The following is a 16,187-nucleotide window of genomic DNA, read 5'->3' as shown; positions in this document are numbered from 1 at the left end:
TGAACCCCCTGAGGGGGATGGTGGACAGGATAGGATTCGAACCTATGTACGCTTACACGGGCAGATTTACAGTCTGCTGCCTTTAACCACTCGGCCACCTGTCCATCCGGGTATCCAAGGCCGCCATCGGCGACAAGAGCGGCTCAATGACGAAGGGATCGCAAACTGTCAATGCCTGCCCATTGAAATTTGCAGAAAAAAAGGCTGTCGGCTGGAGCCATAGCGTCTAGGGAGTGAATATGGCACGCAAGAACAAATCTATAAAGAAAACCGGTGGTGGTCTCAAATTCTGGGGACGGCACGCGGTAGAAGCAGCGCTCGACAACCCCAGACGGGTGATCAAGAAAATCTCGATCACCCGCGAGGCCCTGGCAACGCTAGAGATTCCTGATGATATCGCGGTTGTGATCTGCGATGTCGCCGATCTTGGCCGGGTGATACCGCGCGATGCGCCGCATCAGGGCATGGTTGCCGATGTCGACCCCCTGCCCGATATCTGGCTGGGCGAAATTCTCGACCAGCAAAGCGATCGTCCCTTGCTGCTGCTCGACCAAGTTACCGACCCGCACAATGTCGGAGCAATTCTTCGCTCGGCCGCGGCCTTTGATGCCGCCGCGATCATCACCCAGGACCGTCATGCCCCGCCCGAATCGGGCGTCGTGGCAAAATCCGCTTCGGGGGCGCTGGAAATCGTTCCGTGGATCCGGGTGGTAAACCTGTCCCGCGCGCTCGATGACATTGCAGAAGCCGGCTATTGGCGGATCGGCCTGGATGGCGATGCCGGCGACGAGCTCGATAGCGCCATGGGCACCGGCAAGCTGGCACTGGTCATGGGCGCAGAAGGTGAAGGGCTGCGGCAGAATGTTGCGGCGCATTGTGACACGCTGGCGCGTTTGCCGATGCACCCGCGGATGGAAAGCCTGAATGTTTCCAATGCCGCCGCCATTGCTTTATATGCCGAATATACAAGAAAAAAAGGGGATTAGTTTTGGGGAAATATAGCAAATGGGCCTTGGCCCTGGTCGCGCCGCTTCTGTTAGCGGGGTGCCTGCTTATCCCCGGAAAATTTGATTCGCAATTGCAGGTGATGAACGACGGCACCTATAATTTTACTTACGTCGGGCAAATGCAATTGGCCGAGGATGACAGCCCTCCCTCCTCATCTGGCATGGAGCAAATGCCGTATGATCGCGATCGGGCGATGTGTTTTGACCAGATCAATAAAGCGAGCGGCAAGGTTACGGCTTACCCGGTGGACCTCTATAGCAGTCCGGTGAATAACGATGACGACCCCGATCATTATGAAGAACGGGAGTGCAGTGCCGAGGAGATCGCTGCACTTGAACAAATGCATGACAACGAGATGGCCCGCCTTTCCGGGGATTCCCGCGACAGCAAAAAGGCTGAAGACGACAAGAAAAATGCAGCCATGAGTTCGATCTTCGGCGGTGCGATACCGGGCGATGACGAAGGCTTGAAAAAATTTGCAGCGAAACTTGCCAAATATGACGGCTGGAACAAGGTCGAATATATGGGCAACAATCTGTTCGAAGTCGAATATGCAGTGAGCGGCAAATTCGATCAGATGTTTGCATTTCCCACCATACCGGGCGCGACCATGCAGTTTCCCTTCGTTCAGATCATCCGGCGCAGCGACGGCGAACTCGAGGTGCTGACGCCGGCAATGGGGGGAGCAGGAGGACTGGCAGGCGCCATGGGCCCGTCGCCAATGGGTGGCCCATCGGGTAAATCCAAGACGCAACCGATTGACGGGACGTTCACCATCATGACGGACGGCGAAGTTCTGACCAACAACACCGAGGACGGCCTGACCCTCAAAGGTTCGATGAAAAGCATGCGTTGGAAAGTGGACGGCACCAGCGGCCCGGACGGCAGCCCGCGCGCAATCATCAAATTGGCCAAATAGCCTTTTAACCGGACAAGAAAAGGGGCTGCTGAAAAGCGGCCCCTTTTTTATAGCCTGCTGGAAGAAATCTAGTCTTCTTCGGCGATCCGCACTTTCAGGCCTTCCAGATCATCGGACAATTCGATCTGGCAGCTGAGGCGCGAGAACTCGTCGCGATGATCGCTGCTTTCGAGCAGATCATCTTCGTCTTCGCTCATTGGCGGCAATTTGGCTTTCCAGTCGGCGTCGATATGGACGTGGCAGGTAGCGCAGGAGCAGCAGCCGCCGCACAGCGCCAGCAGTTCGTCAAAACCATTGTCGCGGATCGCTTCCATGACGCTGACTCCGGCATCGACGGAAACCGCTTTTTCTTCGCCATCGCGGCCGGTTACGTGAATCGTTGGCATAGCTACCCCTTAGTGACTGTTCATTGAAAATCCCGCACGCTATGTCTGCACCTTCAAAAAGAATCAAGGGCCGAAACGGGGACGGGATATCGATGGGCCTATCAAAAGAAATGATCAAAGCCGGACTGGACCATGCCGCTGCTGTCGAACCGCGACTGGCCGCCGCCATAGAATCCTCCGGCTATCCCGAGCCGCGTATTCGCCCGGAGGGCTATGAAACTTTGCTTCGCACCATCGTCGGCCAGCAGGTCAGCGTGGCGTCGGCAGCAGCGGTCTGGAACAAGCTGGAAGCGCGACTGGGTGACGGCTGCCCGGCCGAAGCGCTGATTGCCACCGAATTTGACGAGCTGCGCGCCTGCGGCCTGTCGCGCCAGAAACAGGGCTATGCACGGAGTTTGGCGGAACTAATCCTGTCCGGCGGGCTCGATCTCGACGATCTGCCGCAGGACGATGAGGAAGCCATCACACTGCTGACCAAGGTCAAGGGCATTGGCCGCTGGTCAGCGGAAATCTATCTGCTGTTTGCGCAGGGTCGCCCCGATATCTGGCCGGCCGGCGACCTTGCCATACAAGTCGGTGTCGGTAATTTTCTTGGCCTGCCGGAGCGACCCTCAGAAAAGGATGTGCGCGACATAGCGCAGAACTGGTCCCCGCATCGGGGTGCGGTGGCGATTTTTACATGGCACCATTATCATGTGATGGTGATGTAGCCCGAGGATGAAGCTCTAGATATCGAGCGGGTGGTTCCACCAGGCGGTATCGGTAAAGGCGCGCATATCGAGCTCGAAGGTCCAGGCCGAGCGGTGCTGGTGCGCGACGTGGAAATAGGTGTCGGCAATCGCGCTCGGCTCCATAATCTCGTCCTTGCCATTGGCTTTCGCTTCCCGCAATTTTGCAAAACGCTCGGGCCCGAGCAGCTTGCCGAGCGTGTCCGGCGCATTGACCGCGCTGTCGATCAATATATGCGCGACATGGATGTTCTTCGGCGCAAATTCAGCGTTCAAGGTCTGACAAAGCATCCGCCGTCCACCCATCGCAGCAGCGTGACTATGCTGTCCGGCATTGCCGCGCATCGCAGAGGTCGCAGAGGTTACCAGCAGCGCTCCGCCACCTCGCTCGACCATCTTCGGAAATAGTTTTTGGGCCACCCGAAACACGCCTAGCGTGCCCATCCGCCAGCCCAGTTCAAATGTTTTGAGCGGCGTGTCGGTCAGCGCCCGGTTGCCGATCTGTGCTCCGAGATTATAGACCAGCACCTTGATCGCTCCGATATCCGCTTCGACCTCGTCGATCAGCGCCTCGATCGCTCCCTCATCCACCGCGTTGAACAAATGGCCCGAAGCCTTGCCGCCAGCAGCTTCGATTTCGGCGACCATCTGGTCGAGGCCATCCTGTTCGCTGCGCCGGCACAAGGCGACGTGATAACCGTCTTGCGCAAAGCGTTTGCCGACATGGCCGCCAATGCCGGCGCCTGCTCCGATTATCATGCAAACGTCGGTCATAGCGCGCGCCTTTGTTCGATTATTTAAGGAAGGGATTAAGCTTCATGACTTCTTCCATGAAGGACCGGGGTTTCTTCCAGTTGGCTGTTTTCAAATTGGTCTTGAGGTCCAGAGTCTTGATCACGTCGTTGATGAAATGCACGCAATTGCGTTTGTTGAGACTATAGCTTTTCTGGGGGATGGTCTGCCATTTTTTCACCACGGCCATTAGCTTGCGATATTTTCCATCATCAATTTTCACGGTAAAATGCGGGTTGCTGCTGGCGATATAGTCGGCTGATGGTGCTTTTACATGGCCTTTGACCGAGCCGAACAAAATGCCAGGAGACACGTTGATCGCGGTAAATCCGAAGGCTGTATCGACCTTCTTGCCATCCTCCAGCTCGCCTTTGGCAACAAAAAATGCGTGTGGGAAATTCTTGCCGAAATCGTGCGAATAGAATGTGACGGTCACTTCCGCGCGCGCGTTCACCGAGAACGATGCGACGAAGAGCAGCGCGACCAGACCGGCAATTTTCAATAGATATGCAAAAGCAGATTTCACGTTCATTCCCTCAATTTATCGTTCAGCCAGCTCGCGGCTTGCCCGGGCGTTTTCTTGTCGTCTTCACGGTCGACCGTATAATTGGCTTCGCGCATATTTTCCACCGTGATTGCGTCGATCAGCGGATTTAGCGTCGCGATAAATTTGTCATCGCTTGCCCGTTTCGGGGCCAGTAACATTATCGCTTCATAGGATGGCACGGCGCCCTTCGTGTCGTCCAGCACGACGAAACCATTTGCTGCGATCCGGCCATCGGAAGAGAAAGCCGAGATAACGTCTACTTCACCACTGGCGAGAGCGGGATACATGAAGGTCGGACTGAACGACCGCGCGTTCTTGAAGCGGATTGGATAGGCGTCCCGGACCATTTGCCATTCGGGCCGTTCGAGAAACTCGACATCGGTGCCGAAATTGAAATCACTCGACACCCGCGCCAGATCATCCAGCGTCTTGAGCGATTTGGTCCGGGCGTCATCCGACCGCACGGCGAAAGCGTAGGTGTTTTCAAATCCCAGCGCGCCGAGCATTTTGACGCCGTCGCTGGCGCTGGTCCATTGCGCGATTGTTTCGAGCATCGCCGATTTCGGCGGGCTGTCGCTGCGCTGCATCTGGTTGGTCCAGATCGTCCCCGAATATTCGACATAGACGTCGATATCGCCCTCCGACAGGGCCTGATAGACCACCGCGGAGCCCAGCCCGTCACGATAACGGACGGTATAACCCGCCCCTTCCAGCCGCGATCCGATCAACCGCGCGAGTATATATTGTTCGGAAAAGCCTTTGGCTCCGATCACCACGATATTGTCGCGCGCGATCATCAGCGGCAGCGTTGCGATCAACAGCCCCGCCGCGATCATCGCCGTGCCAGCCCAGATCAATATCCGGCGGCGTTCGCGGATGCCGCGCTCGATCAGCCCGAGCAGAAGGTCGACCGAAATCGCGAGCGCCGCTGAGAACAGGCAGCCTGCCAGCACTAAAGTCCAGTTTTGCGTCTGCAATCCGGCGAAGATCAGGTCGCCCAGACTGGGCTGGCCAACGGTAGTGGAGAGCGTTGCCGCACCTATGGTCCAGACCGCTGCGGTGCGGATACCGGCCATGATCGTCGGCGCGGCCAGCGGCGCTTCGACATAATATAATTTCTGGCTGCTGGTCATGCCAAGACCGTCTGCCGCCTGTTTTACCCCAGGATCGACACCGGACAATCCAGTCACCGCATTGCGCAGGACCGGCAGCAGCGCATAAAGGGTTAGCGCCAGCAGCGCCGGCAGAAACCCGAACGCGGATATACCGCCGCCGACCAGCGCCGAGACGCCAAGCAACAGCGGATAGAATAGCGCCAGCAGCGCCAATCCGGGAATCGTCTGAATGAGGCTGGCGACGGTCAGTGCGACCGCAGCGACTTTTGGCGAGCGCGCCGCCCATATCGCCAATGGCAGGCAAATGATCATCGCCAGGACCAAGGCCGAAACGCTGATCTGGACATGGGCGGCGAGCAGTTCCGGTACCCGCGCCAGGGCCTGTCGCCATGCCTCGGTCATACTGTTTTGCTCAAGTCGATCAGATACGCGGCCTGCGCGCGCGGTATGGCGACGAGTGCCTCGGCTTCCTCACCGACATTGCCGGACAGCAACTCGGCGGGCGTGGCATCCGCCTTGATCTGCCCGCCCTCCATCACGAGAATACGATCCGCGAGAAAGAGCGCTTCCGCCATGTCATGGGTGACAATGATGCTGGTCAGGCCAAGCCGCTCATGTAGCGCTTTATATTGCTGGGTCAGATTGTCGCGAGTCACCGGATCGAGCGCACCAAAGGGCTCGTCCATCAGCATCAGGCCGGGCCGCGTTGCCAGCGCGCGGGCCACGCCGACCCGCTGTTGCTGGCCTCCGCTCAGCTGATCGGGCATGCGGGAGGCCATGTCCTGCGGCAATTCGACCAGATCGAGCAACTCGGCGACCCGATCGGCCCTACCCTTTTTCTCACCCGCCAGTTCCAGACCGATGGCGATATTGCGCGCAATGGTCATATGCGGAAACAGACCGATATTCTGGAAAACATAGCCGATGCGGCGGCGCAGGATATGCGGATCAACCGAGTCGACCGGCTCCTCTCCGATAAAAATCGCACCGCCGTCCGGTTCGACCAGCCGGTTGATCATTTTCAGCAGGGTGGATTTTCCCGAGCCGGACAGACCGACCAGGGCGACCAGACTGCCTGCAGCAATATCGAGCGATACGTCATCAACAGCGCGAACCGTACCGTAATGGCGGCTGACGTGTTGCAGACGAATGGAGGGACCGGAGACAGGCATCGGAATATATAGTGACGCGCTTTGTCACGCATGTCCAACTTCACTTGACGTTCGCGTCAAAAACCGCTCGAATGAACATCAATGTTAATAACGAGGTTGGAGCGGGACCATGGGCTATCAAAGCGGACAGAAAACGATTTTCATTACCGGCGGTGCATCAGGCCTCGGCCGCGAAGTCGGTCGCTATTTTGCCGAGCAAGGCTGGTTCGTCGGGATTGCCGATATCAATGACAAGGGCATGGCCGAAACGGCAGCGCTTATCCCGGAAGGCCAGAGTTCGATCCACAAGCTGGACGTCACCGACCGGGGGCAATGGAAACAGGCGGTTTCCGAATTTGGCGCGATCACCGGCGGGAAAATGAATGTCCTGTTCAACAACGCCGGCATTGGCGAAGGCGGAGCGATCCAGGAAATGGAAGATGCCGCCATCGACCGGATGATTGCGATCAACTTTACCGCTGTGATCAGCGGCACCCGCGCCTGTTTCGACATGCTCAAGAGCACACCCGACAGCTGCATCCTCTATACGGCTTCAGCAGCGGGCATCTACGGTGTCGCCGATCTCAGCGTCTATAGCGCAACCAAATTTGCCGTGCGCGGCCTCGCCGAATCGCACGATATCGAGCTCCGCAAACATGGCATCAAGTCACGTTCACTGATGCCCGGTTTCATCGATACCAATATCATTTCCGAGGTTGTGGAAGGTTCCAACCAGAGCGGCAAGGAAAGGCTCGAGGAAGCCGGCGTCATGGTCAGCCCGGTTTCGATTATCGGCCCCGCTGCCTGGGGCGCGGTCCACGGCGACAAGGTGCACACACCGGTCAATAAAATGGCCAAGCAGCTGGCCTTTGCCGCGCGCTGGATGCCGGGCCGGGTGCGCAAGCAATCGGTCAGTCTGGCCAGCAATCTCGGCGATGTTCTGGCCGGCTCGGAAGAAAAATAGAGCCTAGGCGCAGCGTTCGATTATTTGCGCAAGATCTAAGTCGCGCTGCGACAGTCCGCCATTTTCGCCAGCATCATGCGTGGTCAGCACTATGTCGACACGGTTGTAGACGTTGAACCATTCGGGATGATGGTCGGCCTTCTCCGCGTGCAATGCGACGCGGGTCATGAAGGCAAAGGCTTCCGTGAAATCGGAAAATTTGAACGAGCGGCTGATCGCGTCACGCTCTCCGTCATATTGCCAGTCCGACAGCTCGGCGAGAGCCGTCTTGCGCTCGTCCTCATTCAGTTGCGCCACCATATTTATTGCTCCTTGCTTGGCTTTCGCGCCAATCCATGTCTTAAGTCAGTGCGATGAACAAGGGACAATCAACCGGAAGCAGCGATCGGCTATTAGCCGAGGCGCTAAGCTGTGTGCGCGGCGAGCGGATATTGTTCCGTAATCTGACATTTGCCCTTGAACCGGGACAGGCCGGATTGCTGACCGGCCCCAATGGGGTCGGTAAATCCAGCCTGCTGCGCTTGCTGGCTGGCCTGCTCCAGCCGTCCGCGGGATCCTTTGTTGCGCCAGAGACCAGAGCGCTGTGCGACGACCGGCTGGCGCTCGACGACCATTTGCCGCTTGAGCAGACGCTGGGCTTCTGGGGAAAGCTGGATGGCAAGGGACAGGCTGATGTAAGTGATGCGATGACGCGCGCGGGCCTTGACCATCTGGCCGAAGTGCCGGTGCGTTACTTTTCAACCGGGCAGAGACAGAGAGCGCGGCTGGCAAGAACCTATCTGACGGCGGCAAGATTTTGGCTGCTCGACGAGCCGGCCAATGGTCTTGATACGGATTCGGTCGATCAACTGGGGCGTGCACTCCAGGGGCATCTCGACGATGGCGGGATCCTTCTCGCGGCGAGCCATATCCCTCTGCCGATCGCCTTTGATTTCACGCTTAAGCTGGAGCCACTGGAAGAATTGGAGGCATGTTTGTGATGAACAGCATCGCCACGATCATCTGGCGCGACGTGCGGCAAAGCTATGCCAGCGGCGGGACCTGGCTGCCGGTAATATTTTACCTCTCCGCTGCAACATTATTTCCCTTTGCGGTGGGGCCGGACCGGGCGCTGCTGCTGCAGACCGGCGGCGGGATATTATGGATTGCAGCATTGCTGGCGACGTTGCTGCCGCTCGACCGGCTGATCCAGCCCGATCTGGAAAACGGCGTTTACGACCAGATGATCGTGCGCGGCCTGTCCGACGAAATGATCGCAGCGGCGCGGCTTGTGTCGCACTGGCTAGCCTTCGGTCCGCCACTGCTGCTCGCCGCCTTTCTCGCAAGCGGGTTAATAGGACTGGAAGGCGCAGCCCTCGGCACGCTCCTCGCAAGTCTGGCCATTGCGACGCCGGCTCTGGCTGGCCTGGCAGTGATGATCGCGGCTCTGACCGCTGGTCTCAAAGGGGCTGGCGCGCTGGGCGGATTGCTGCTGGTTCCGCTCGCTATACCGTTGCTGATCTTTGGAGCTGGCAGCCTGTCGACGCAGGGCAGCAGTGCGTTGCTGTTCCTGTCGGCCATTTCGTTGCTGCTGGTCGCCATCACGCCCTTTGCAGCCGGCGCGGCGTTGAGCGCGGTCAGGGATTAAAGCCCTCGGGCAACCCGCTATTTCCGGTGAATCAGCATCCAGGCGTCGACTGCATGCTTCGCCCGCTCGCGCTTCTGCGGTGTGGTCATTTTGATTTTCTCGCCATAGCGCAGAAACAGATCGATTCTCCCCATCACCAGACTCACGAACATTTCCGCCGACGAGACCAGATCCGTGCTTTGAATTTCGCCTTTTTCCTGCGAAATCTTCAATAGATTGACGAGATTGTGCAACAGCGCGCGCGGGCCGTTATCGAGAAAATATTCGCCAACTTTGGGGTCCCGGGTCACTTCTGCAGCCAGGACACGGTCGAACCGGACCTTTTCCTCGTCCATCAGGACGCCGAGCATATGTTCGGCTGCAAATATCAGGGTGTCACGAATGCTTCTGGTCTTCAGATTCTCGCCGACCAAGCTCTCGCTCATATGGCGGCATTCCGACTTCACCACCTCAACGAATAGATTTTCCTTGGTTTTGAACCAGCTATAGATGGTGACTTTCGACACTTCGGCAAGCGCCGCAATCGCCTCGATACTGGCCCCGGCAAAGCCGTTCGCAAAAAATTCCGTGCGGGCAGCGGCCAGAATCTTGGCGATTTTGCGCTGACTCGACGGCCGGTCCGTTCGTTCTGTTACGATATCCGTGTTCTCCACGGTCCATTCCCTTCAAAGTCTCAACGGCTCACAACATGAACGATAGCGTTCAATTTAAACGTTGACGTTCAATTTCTTTGATGACATATTATTGAGGGTCGGTAAAGGCCAAGCTGATTCAACCGCGGATGAAATTTTGACAAATCGATCCAAAAACTCCCGACTCATGCTGCTTGCGATGCTGTTCGCGACCAGTGGTTGTGTGAGCCTTGCACCTGATTCGGCCGCGCCCGATATCGCTGCCGGCATTCCTGCGGCCTTCAACCAGAGCGAATCCGGTATCCCCTATCAATCCGCTCGCTGGTGGGCCTCGTTCGAGGATCCGGTGCTCGACAATTTGCTCGACGAAGCGCTCAGCAAAAATCTTGATCTGGCGGAAGCATCGGCCAGATTGCGCGCCGCCGAAGCACGGGCGCGTATTTCCAAAAGCGGCCTGTTCCCGCAGATCAATGCCGGGCTGGATAGCAGTTATTCAGATTCGCCGACGGCGGGAACCAGTTTCGCTGCCATTGCCGGAGGAGGACGGCTCCAGAGCGAGACCTATTCTTCCAGCCTCGCCTTTTCCTACGAACTGGATATCTGGGGCAAGCTGCGCAATGATATGCGAGCAGGACGGGCCGATGCGATTGCGGCGTCCGCCGATCTGCAGGCGGTGCGTCTAGCGGTTCTGGCAGAGGCCATCACCAGCTATTTTGACATTGTTGATGCCCGTCACCAGATCGCGCTGACCACCCAGATCATTGATGTTCTCGGTGATCGCGTCGAGCAAAGCGAGGACCGCTATAGCCGGGGCCTGGTCACGTCCTTCGAACTTTATCAAGTCCGCCAGGATTTCCGTAATGTGCAAGCCAGCCTGCCGCAACGGGAAAGCCAGCTGGCGGCAACCGAGGGGCAGTTGGCCGTGTTGGTCGGTAGATATTCCAACAATATGCACGAGCTTATCGGCACAAACCTTACCCCCAAACTGATCTTCGAGCCGGTCCCCTCCGGCCTGCCGATAGATCTTCTGGCTCAGCGTCCGGATGTTTTTGCGGAAGGCCAGCGGCTCGAATCGGCGCGATATAATCTGGGCGCTAGGCGGGCAGAACGTTTTCCGTCACTTAGCCTTTCCGCTGGTACCGGCAGCCAGGCCGGTGAGCCCTCGGGTGTTTTCGACATATTTGACAATTGGGTATTAAGCCTTGGCGCGGGTCTAACTGCTCCGTTGTTCCAGGGCGGGCGGATCAGAGCCAATATAGAAGTCGCGGATGCCGAATATGCGCAGCAGACAGCGGTATATGCCCGAACGGTACTGACGGCCTATCAGGAAGTGACAACCGCAATCGAACGCTATGAGGAAGAACGGCAGCGATACCGGTTCCTGTTCTCCCAACTCGACGAGGCAGAGGCGGCGGCAGGATTGCAATCCCGCCGCTTTGCCAATGGTGTCGGCAGCTATGTCGATTATCTCGACGCGTTGCGGGCGCAATATCAGGTACAATCATCGCTTTCCTCTGCCGCGCGCGACGTGGCATTGGCGCGGCTTGGCGTTCACCGCGCCTTGGGCGGCAGCTGGGACAATGTACCGCGCGCGCCGGATATTATGGCCGACCCTTCAGCCATTCAGGGAGAAAATTAAGTGCAAAGGCAACGCGTACTCGGCGGCCTGATCCTGCTCGGGGCAATATTGATTGCCGCGGTCTTGATCCTGCTTCGATCCGAACCGGCAGAAAAGCCCCCGGAGGAACTCATTCCTCTGGTTCAGGCAGAAAAGCTGGAAATCCGGTCCGGCAATCTGATGGTCACAGGCGCGGGCACGGTGCGCGCGCGTGAAGAATTGACGCTGGCGGCGGAAGTCGCCGGCAAGCTGGTCTATGTCAATCCGGACCTGCGCGAAGGGCAGCGCATAGCGCGCGGCGCGATCCTGTTTCGCATAGACACCTCGGACTACCGCAATGCGGTGCAAACCGCGCAAGCCGATGTCGCTTCGCAGGGTATTTCGGTGTTGCAGGCCAAAGAAGAAGTGGTTCTGGCGAAGGCCGAACTCGAGCGTTTCCAGCAGCGCGCGGTCAGCGGCGGCAATGCTTATGCCAGCGTCGACATCAATGACTATGCTGCAAAGATCCTGCCGCCGGACGCGTTGGCCAAAAAATCAAGCACCGACGCCTCACAACCCAAACAGAATATCGCCACCAACGGCTTGGCTACGCGGGAGCCGCAACTGGAATCCGCCCGCGCCGGACTGCGAAAGGCGCAGGCCAATCTGTCCAATGCCCAGACCGCCCTGCAACGCACCGTTGTTCGCGCGCCCTTTTCAGGTATCGTTCGTACCGAGGACATTGCTCTGGGCAGCTATGTCCAGCCTGGCCAGTCGCTCGGCTCGATGGTCGGCACTGCGGATTATGAAGCGGTCATTCCCCTGTCGGAAAAAGACGCGGCGCTGATCCCGCAATTGTTTCACGCTGGAACCGGCGGCAGGATCGAAGCGTCGGTATATTCCGATTATGGCGGCATTCGCTATCGCTGGGCTGCCTATGTCGACCGGGTCAACGGCTTGCTCAATCCCCAGACACGCACGATCGACGTGTTTTTGCGAATCCCCAATCCGATAGGAGGTGGCGCGCCAGCCGCCGTGCCTGAAAATGCCGGAAAATCTGCGACCGCAGCCTCCGCTCCTCCCCTGTTCGTCGGCAGCTTTGTCGACACCGAAATTACCGGCAGGTCGCTGGATGAATATGCCGTGCTGCCGCTGGCGGCTCTGAGAGCGGGTAACAAGGTATGGCTGGTGAAGGACGGCAAATTGCACATACTAACCGTCGACATATATCAGCGGACCGACAAAACGGCGCTGATCAGCACCAGGAGACTGGGTAGCAATCCGGTCGCCGTAACCGGTAATCTGAAAGTCGCAACCGAGGGCCTGCAAGTCAGAATTGCGCAAGCACGGACGTCAGCCAGCACCGCGAAGCCCGCTGAACCCGATGCAAAATCTGAATCGAAAGCCAAGACGGTTCAATGACGCAATCAACTGATCTAGATCCGTCGCTGCCGGAACAGCCGAGCAAGGAAATCATGGAACAGCGCGGCGTTGTCGCGTTCATGGCGCGCAACGGTGTAGCGGCCAATCTGCTGATGATTTTCCTGCTCGTCGCCGGCATCGCATCCTACCGGACGATTGTTCAGGAAGTTTTTGCGGAAAATAGTCTCGACACAATTCAAGTCAGCGTCGCCTATCCCGGGGCCACGCCCGATGAGGTCGAGGAATCGATTGTCCAGAAAATCGAAGAAGCGGTCGAAGCCGTCGAGAATGTCAAAGAGATCAAGTCCAATGCTGCCGAGAATATCGGAACGGTGTCGATCGAACTGGAACTGGGGACCGATATTGATCGGGCACTGGATGACGTCAAAGCTGAAATAGACCAGATTCAGTCTTTCCCCGATGAAGCAGAAGAGCCCAATGTCCGGGAGCTTACCACACGGCAAAGCGTGGTCCGGATTGCCATTTTTGGCGATGTATCGGAAAATGCTCTGAAGGAGACAGCCTATCGGCTCGAGGATGCGCTCGCGGCGCTTCCCGAAATCTCGTTCGTCGATACCAGCTCGATCCGCGATTACGAGGTTTCGATCGAGGTGCCGCAGGGCACGTTGCAAGCCTTTGGCCTGTCGCTAAACGACATTTCTCGCACGATCGCCGCGAGCAGTCTGGACAGTCCCGCCGGCTCGATCGATACCGATAGCGAAGAAGTGCGCGTCCGGACCATCGGGCAAAATTACAACCAGCAGAATTTTGAAGATATCGTGCTGGTGAGCAATGAGAATGGCGCGATGATCCGGCTCGGGCAGATCGCGAATATCCGCGACGAATTCGAGGATTCGGATCTCGTGTCCTTGTACAACGGCAAACCCGTCGCATTTGTCGAGGTTTTCCGGACCAGCGACGAACGCGTGCTTGATGTATCCCGCGCCACCAATGAATATCTCGAGGGTCCCTTCGCGCACTCACTGCCGGAGGGCATTTCCTATGCTATCTGGAGCGATGATAGCGAACTGCTGAACGACCGGCTGAGTCTGTTGCTGAAAAACGCGGCTATCGGCCTGTTTCTGGTGCTGATTGCGCTTACCCTGTTTCTGGACATCCGGCTAGCAGCCTGGACGGCGCTGGGCATTGGCGTGACCTTTGTCGGCGCGATATTCCTGCTCGATCTCGCTGGGTCCAGTATCAACATGTTCTCACTGTTCGGCTTCATTCTGGCTTTGGGACTGGTGGTCGATGATGCCATTGTCGTCGGCGAGAGCGTCTATGCCCGCCGCGAAGCCGGGCGCACCGGAATCGGCGCAGCGATCAGCGGCGCACGCCGCGTCACCATGCCGGTCATCTTTGCCGTTCTGACGACCGTCGCTGCCTTTTCGCCCCTCTTCGCGATCGGCGGTGTCATGGGCAAGATATTGGCCGATATTCCTCTGGTCGTGGTCGCCGTTCTCTTCCTGTCGCTGGTCGAAAGCCTGTTGATTCTGCCCAATCATCTCAGCCACCTGCCAGCTCCCGGCACAGAGACGCGCAACCCCGTCACCCGCTTTTTCGAACGGGTTCAGGCCAAGGTCGATGTGCAATATCAGAGGTTCGTCAACGGCCCTCTCGATCGGGCCGTGCGCTACTCCGTTCGCATGCCTTTCGTCATATTGGCCGGCAGCCTTGCGTTGTTGATCCTGATCGGATCGCTGATCCCGGCCGGCATTATCAAAAGCTCATTCTTCCCCGCAATTGAAGCCGATATCGTTACCGCAAGCCTTGAAATGCCCGCCGGCACGACGATCGCGGAGACCGAGAAAATGGCGCGGCTGATCGAGGAAAAAGGTCGTGAAACCTACGCAAAATTTGAAACCGAAAAAGAGGATGACGAACCGTCAGCGTTGCGCGGTATATTCACTCTCGTCGGACAGGCACCGCGCGCAACCGGACCAAATGCACAAAGTGGCGGGTTTGCCTCCAATATTGCCAGCGTACAGTTCAGCTTCATTCCCGGCGATCAGCGCGAACTTGCATCGAGGGATTTCGAAAATGCCTGGCGGAAAACCGTCGGCCCGATCGTCGAAGCACGCTCGCTGGTCTTTGCCTCCGATCTCATTTCCATCGGAGCACCGGTCGATGTACAAATTTCCGATCCTGATCCAGCCGTGGTGGAGGCCGCTTCAACGAAACTGATGGAAAGGCTGAACCGCTTTTCCGGCGTGTTCGACATAGAGAGCGATCAGGATCAGGGCCTGAAGGAAATCCAGCTGCGGCTGAAGCCCGAGGCCCGGTCGCTTGGCGTGACCCTGCAGGATGTCGCGCTCCAGGTCCGTGCCGCTTTCTTCGGTAGCGAGGCGCTGCGCGTACAGCGGGGACAGGAAGATATGCGCGTCTATATTCGCCTGCCGGAAGAGGAACGCAACTCGATCATCGATGTCGAGCGGTTCCGCGTGCGGGTGCCGGGCGGCGAAGTCCCGCTTGCCACATTGGCCGACGTATCTTTTGGCCAGGCACCTGCGGTCATCCGCCGCACCGATGGCAGGCGGATCACTACGGTTACGGCCGATATCGACACAAATATCGTGACTGGTCAGGAAATTGCCAAGGCGCTGACCGACGAGATCATGCCCGAACTGCAAGCGGACTATCCGCAATTGCTCTACAGCTTCGGCGGCGAGCAGCAGGAACAGGCAGATTCCTTCGGTGATCTGGGAATCGCATTCGCAGCCGCATTGCTGATGATCTATGCCCTGCTCGCAATACCGTTCCGCTCCTATCTGCAACCGCTGATCATCATGGCGGTGATTCCCTTTGGCATCATTGGCGCCTTGATCGGCCATCTGATCCTCGGCCTGCCGCTTGGCGTGCTCAGCATGTTCGGTATGATCGCCTTGTCAGGTGTGATCGTGAACGGCTCGCTGATCCTGATCGACTTTATCAACGAGAATTTGCGCGATGGCATGGGAATCGAGGACGCGATAATCAGCGCCGCGAAATCGCGCTTCCGGCCGATCATGCTGACGTCGCTGACGACTTTTCTGGGTGTCGCGCCGATAACCTTTGAAACCAGCCTGCAAGCGCAGTTCCTGATCCCGATGTCGGCCAGCCTGGGCTTCGGCGTGCTGTTCGGCGCGATCATCCTGCAATTGCTGATCCCCGCGCTGACGATATTGGAATATCTCGGGAAGCGACGGGCGAAGCAATATTGGCACAGCCTGTTCGGGAACATCTCCCCGGCCTGATAGCCGAAGCCGCAATTTACGAAGTTCGCTCGGGCTCTGCAGCCCCAATCATAACGGCTGATCCTC

Annotated in this window: 16 protein-coding genes and 1 tRNA gene; 9 read left to right on the top strand and 8 right to left on the bottom strand. The window is 57.8% G+C overall.

The window, feature by feature from the left end; translation table 11 throughout:
- Positions 1 to 18: 18 nt before the first annotated feature.
- Positions 19 to 104 (bottom strand) — tRNA-Tyr (locus ACWFTY_RS05405).
- A gap of 135 nt (positions 105 to 239) precedes the next feature.
- On the opposite strand from ACWFTY_RS05405, the gene rlmB reads away from it, so the two are divergent.
- Both rlmB and ACWFTY_RS05395 read left to right on the top strand, forming a co-directional pair.
- Positions 240 to 986, top strand: a complete 747-nt coding sequence (gene rlmB / locus ACWFTY_RS05400; protein WP_447526350.1) for a 23S rRNA (guanosine(2251)-2'-O)-methyltransferase RlmB — start codon at positions 240 to 242, stop codon at positions 984 to 986.
- Between the two features lie 101 nt (positions 987 to 1,087).
- On the top strand, positions 1,088 to 1,927 hold the full coding sequence (locus ACWFTY_RS05395) for a hypothetical protein (protein ID WP_447526349.1): 840 nt from the start codon (positions 1,088 to 1,090) through the stop codon (positions 1,925 to 1,927).
- Between the two features lie 68 nt (positions 1,928 to 1,995).
- Here ACWFTY_RS05395 and ACWFTY_RS05390 read toward each other — a convergent pair whose 3' ends face one another.
- On the bottom strand, positions 1,996 to 2,313 hold the full coding sequence (locus ACWFTY_RS05390) for a 2Fe-2S iron-sulfur cluster-binding protein (protein ID WP_447526348.1): 318 nt from the start codon (positions 2,311 to 2,313) through the stop codon (positions 1,996 to 1,998).
- Positions 2,314 to 2,405: 92 nt separating this feature from the next.
- Between ACWFTY_RS05390 and ACWFTY_RS05385 the strand changes: the two genes are divergently transcribed.
- A complete protein-coding gene (locus ACWFTY_RS05385) occupies positions 2,406 to 3,023 on the top strand; it encodes a DNA-3-methyladenine glycosylase family protein (protein ID WP_447526347.1) in 618 nt (205 codons plus the stop codon).
- Between the two features lie 15 nt (positions 3,024 to 3,038).
- On the opposite strand, the gene ACWFTY_RS05380 is transcribed toward ACWFTY_RS05385, so the two are convergent.
- Genes ACWFTY_RS05380 through ACWFTY_RS05365 form a run of 4 tightly spaced genes read right to left on the bottom strand, consistent with a single transcriptional unit; the run spans position 3,039 to position 6,667 of the window.
- Positions 3,039 to 3,815 (bottom strand): SDR family NAD(P)-dependent oxidoreductase, encoded by a 777-nt coding sequence (locus ACWFTY_RS05380; RefSeq protein WP_447526346.1) that lies wholly within the window; start codon positions 3,813 to 3,815, stop codon positions 3,039 to 3,041.
- A gap of 19 nt (positions 3,816 to 3,834) precedes the next feature.
- On the bottom strand, positions 3,835 to 4,365 hold the full coding sequence (locus ACWFTY_RS05375; protein ID WP_447526345.1) for a hypothetical protein: 531 nt from the start codon (positions 4,363 to 4,365) through the stop codon (positions 3,835 to 3,837).
- Positions 4,362 to 5,897 (bottom strand): ABC transporter permease/substrate-binding protein, encoded by a 1,536-nt coding sequence (locus ACWFTY_RS05370; protein WP_447526344.1) that lies wholly within the window; start codon positions 5,895 to 5,897, stop codon positions 4,362 to 4,364. Before ACWFTY_RS05370 ends, ACWFTY_RS05375 begins: the two co-directional genes overlap by 4 nt.
- Positions 5,894 to 6,667: an ATP-binding cassette domain-containing protein gene (locus ACWFTY_RS05365; RefSeq protein ID WP_447526343.1), complete on the bottom strand. Its 774-nt coding sequence runs from the start codon at positions 6,665 to 6,667 to the stop codon at positions 5,894 to 5,896. Before ACWFTY_RS05365 ends, ACWFTY_RS05370 begins: the two co-directional genes overlap by 4 nt.
- 109 nt (positions 6,668 to 6,776) lie before the next feature.
- Between ACWFTY_RS05365 and ACWFTY_RS05360 the strand changes: the two genes are divergently transcribed.
- Entirely contained in the window at positions 6,777 to 7,610 is an 834-nt protein-coding gene (locus ACWFTY_RS05360; RefSeq protein ID WP_447526342.1) for an SDR family oxidoreductase, read from the top strand.
- Between the two features lie 3 nt (positions 7,611 to 7,613).
- Here ACWFTY_RS05360 and ACWFTY_RS05355 read toward each other — a convergent pair whose 3' ends face one another.
- Positions 7,614 to 7,943 carry a 4a-hydroxytetrahydrobiopterin dehydratase gene (locus tag ACWFTY_RS05355; RefSeq protein ID WP_447526844.1) on the bottom strand — a complete coding sequence of 110 codons (330 nt, stop codon included), beginning with the start codon at positions 7,941 to 7,943 and terminating at the stop codon, positions 7,614 to 7,616.
- A gap of 20 nt (positions 7,944 to 7,963) precedes the next feature.
- Between ACWFTY_RS05355 and ccmA the strand changes: the two genes are divergently transcribed.
- Positions 7,964 to 8,590, top strand: a complete 627-nt coding sequence (gene ccmA, locus ACWFTY_RS05350) for a heme ABC exporter ATP-binding protein CcmA (RefSeq protein ID WP_447526341.1) — start codon at positions 7,964 to 7,966, stop codon at positions 8,588 to 8,590.
- On the top strand, positions 8,590 to 9,237 hold the full coding sequence (locus ACWFTY_RS05345; protein ID WP_447526340.1) for a heme exporter protein CcmB: 648 nt from the start codon (positions 8,590 to 8,592) through the stop codon (positions 9,235 to 9,237). Before ccmA ends, ACWFTY_RS05345 begins: the two co-directional genes overlap by 1 nt.
- 17 nt (positions 9,238 to 9,254) lie before the next feature.
- Here the strand turns inward: ACWFTY_RS05345 and ACWFTY_RS05340 are convergent, their stop codons facing one another.
- Positions 9,255 to 9,890, bottom strand: a complete 636-nt coding sequence (locus ACWFTY_RS05340; protein WP_447526339.1) for a TetR/AcrR family transcriptional regulator — start codon at positions 9,888 to 9,890, stop codon at positions 9,255 to 9,257.
- A 166-nt stretch (positions 9,891 to 10,056) separates the two neighbouring features.
- Between ACWFTY_RS05340 and ACWFTY_RS05335 the strand changes: the two genes are divergently transcribed.
- Genes ACWFTY_RS05335 through ACWFTY_RS05325 form a run of 3 tightly spaced genes read left to right on the top strand, consistent with a single transcriptional unit; the run spans position 10,057 to position 16,121 of the window.
- Positions 10,057 to 11,508, top strand: a complete 1,452-nt coding sequence (locus ACWFTY_RS05335) for an efflux transporter outer membrane subunit (protein WP_447526338.1) — start codon at positions 10,057 to 10,059, stop codon at positions 11,506 to 11,508.
- Positions 11,509 to 12,888, top strand: a complete 1,380-nt coding sequence (locus ACWFTY_RS05330; protein WP_447526337.1) for an efflux RND transporter periplasmic adaptor subunit — start codon at positions 11,509 to 11,511, stop codon at positions 12,886 to 12,888.
- A complete protein-coding gene (locus tag ACWFTY_RS05325) occupies positions 12,885 to 16,121 on the top strand; it encodes an efflux RND transporter permease subunit (RefSeq protein ID WP_447526336.1) in 3,237 nt (1,078 codons plus the stop codon). The genes ACWFTY_RS05330 and ACWFTY_RS05325 overlap by 4 nt, the downstream gene beginning before the upstream one ends.
- Positions 16,122 to 16,187 lie beyond the last annotated feature (66 nt).

Source organism: Parasphingorhabdus sp. NYA22 (assembly GCF_976973735.1).
This window is presented reverse-complemented; position numbering and strand designations above follow the sequence as displayed.

Coding starts and splice junctions, on each gene's coding strand:
- ACWFTY_RS05335 (WP_447526338.1), top strand. CDS start 10,057: ATGCTGCTTGCGATGCTGTTCGCGACCAGTGGTTGTGTGAGCCTTGCA.
- ACWFTY_RS05385 (WP_447526347.1), top strand. CDS start 2,406: ATGGGCCTATCAAAAGAAATGATCAAAGCCGGACTGGACCATGCCGCT.
- ACWFTY_RS05395 (WP_447526349.1), top strand. CDS start 1,088: ATGAACGACGGCACCTATAATTTTACTTACGTCGGGCAAATGCAATTG.
- ACWFTY_RS05390 (WP_447526348.1), bottom strand. CDS start 2,313: ATGCCAACGATTCACGTAACCGGCCGCGATGGCGAAGAAAAAGCGGTT.
- ACWFTY_RS05365 (WP_447526343.1), bottom strand. CDS start 6,667: ATGCCTGTCTCCGGTCCCTCCATTCGTCTGCAACACGTCAGCCGCCAT.
- rlmB (WP_447526350.1), top strand. CDS start 240: ATGGCACGCAAGAACAAATCTATAAAGAAAACCGGTGGTGGTCTCAAA.
- ACWFTY_RS05345 (WP_447526340.1), top strand. CDS start 8,590: ATGAACAGCATCGCCACGATCATCTGGCGCGACGTGCGGCAAAGCTAT.
- ACWFTY_RS05370 (WP_447526344.1), bottom strand. CDS start 5,897: ATGACCGAGGCATGGCGACAGGCCCTGGCGCGGGTACCGGAACTGCTC.
- ACWFTY_RS05375 (WP_447526345.1), bottom strand. CDS start 4,365: ATGAACGTGAAATCTGCTTTTGCATATCTATTGAAAATTGCCGGTCTG.
- ACWFTY_RS05325 (WP_447526336.1), top strand. CDS start 12,885: ATGACGCAATCAACTGATCTAGATCCGTCGCTGCCGGAACAGCCGAGC.
- ACWFTY_RS05380 (WP_447526346.1), bottom strand. CDS start 3,815: ATGACCGACGTTTGCATGATAATCGGAGCAGGCGCCGGCATTGGCGGC.
- ccmA (WP_447526341.1), top strand. CDS start 7,964: ATGAACAAGGGACAATCAACCGGAAGCAGCGATCGGCTATTAGCCGAG.
- ACWFTY_RS05360 (WP_447526342.1), top strand. CDS start 6,777: ATGGGCTATCAAAGCGGACAGAAAACGATTTTCATTACCGGCGGTGCA.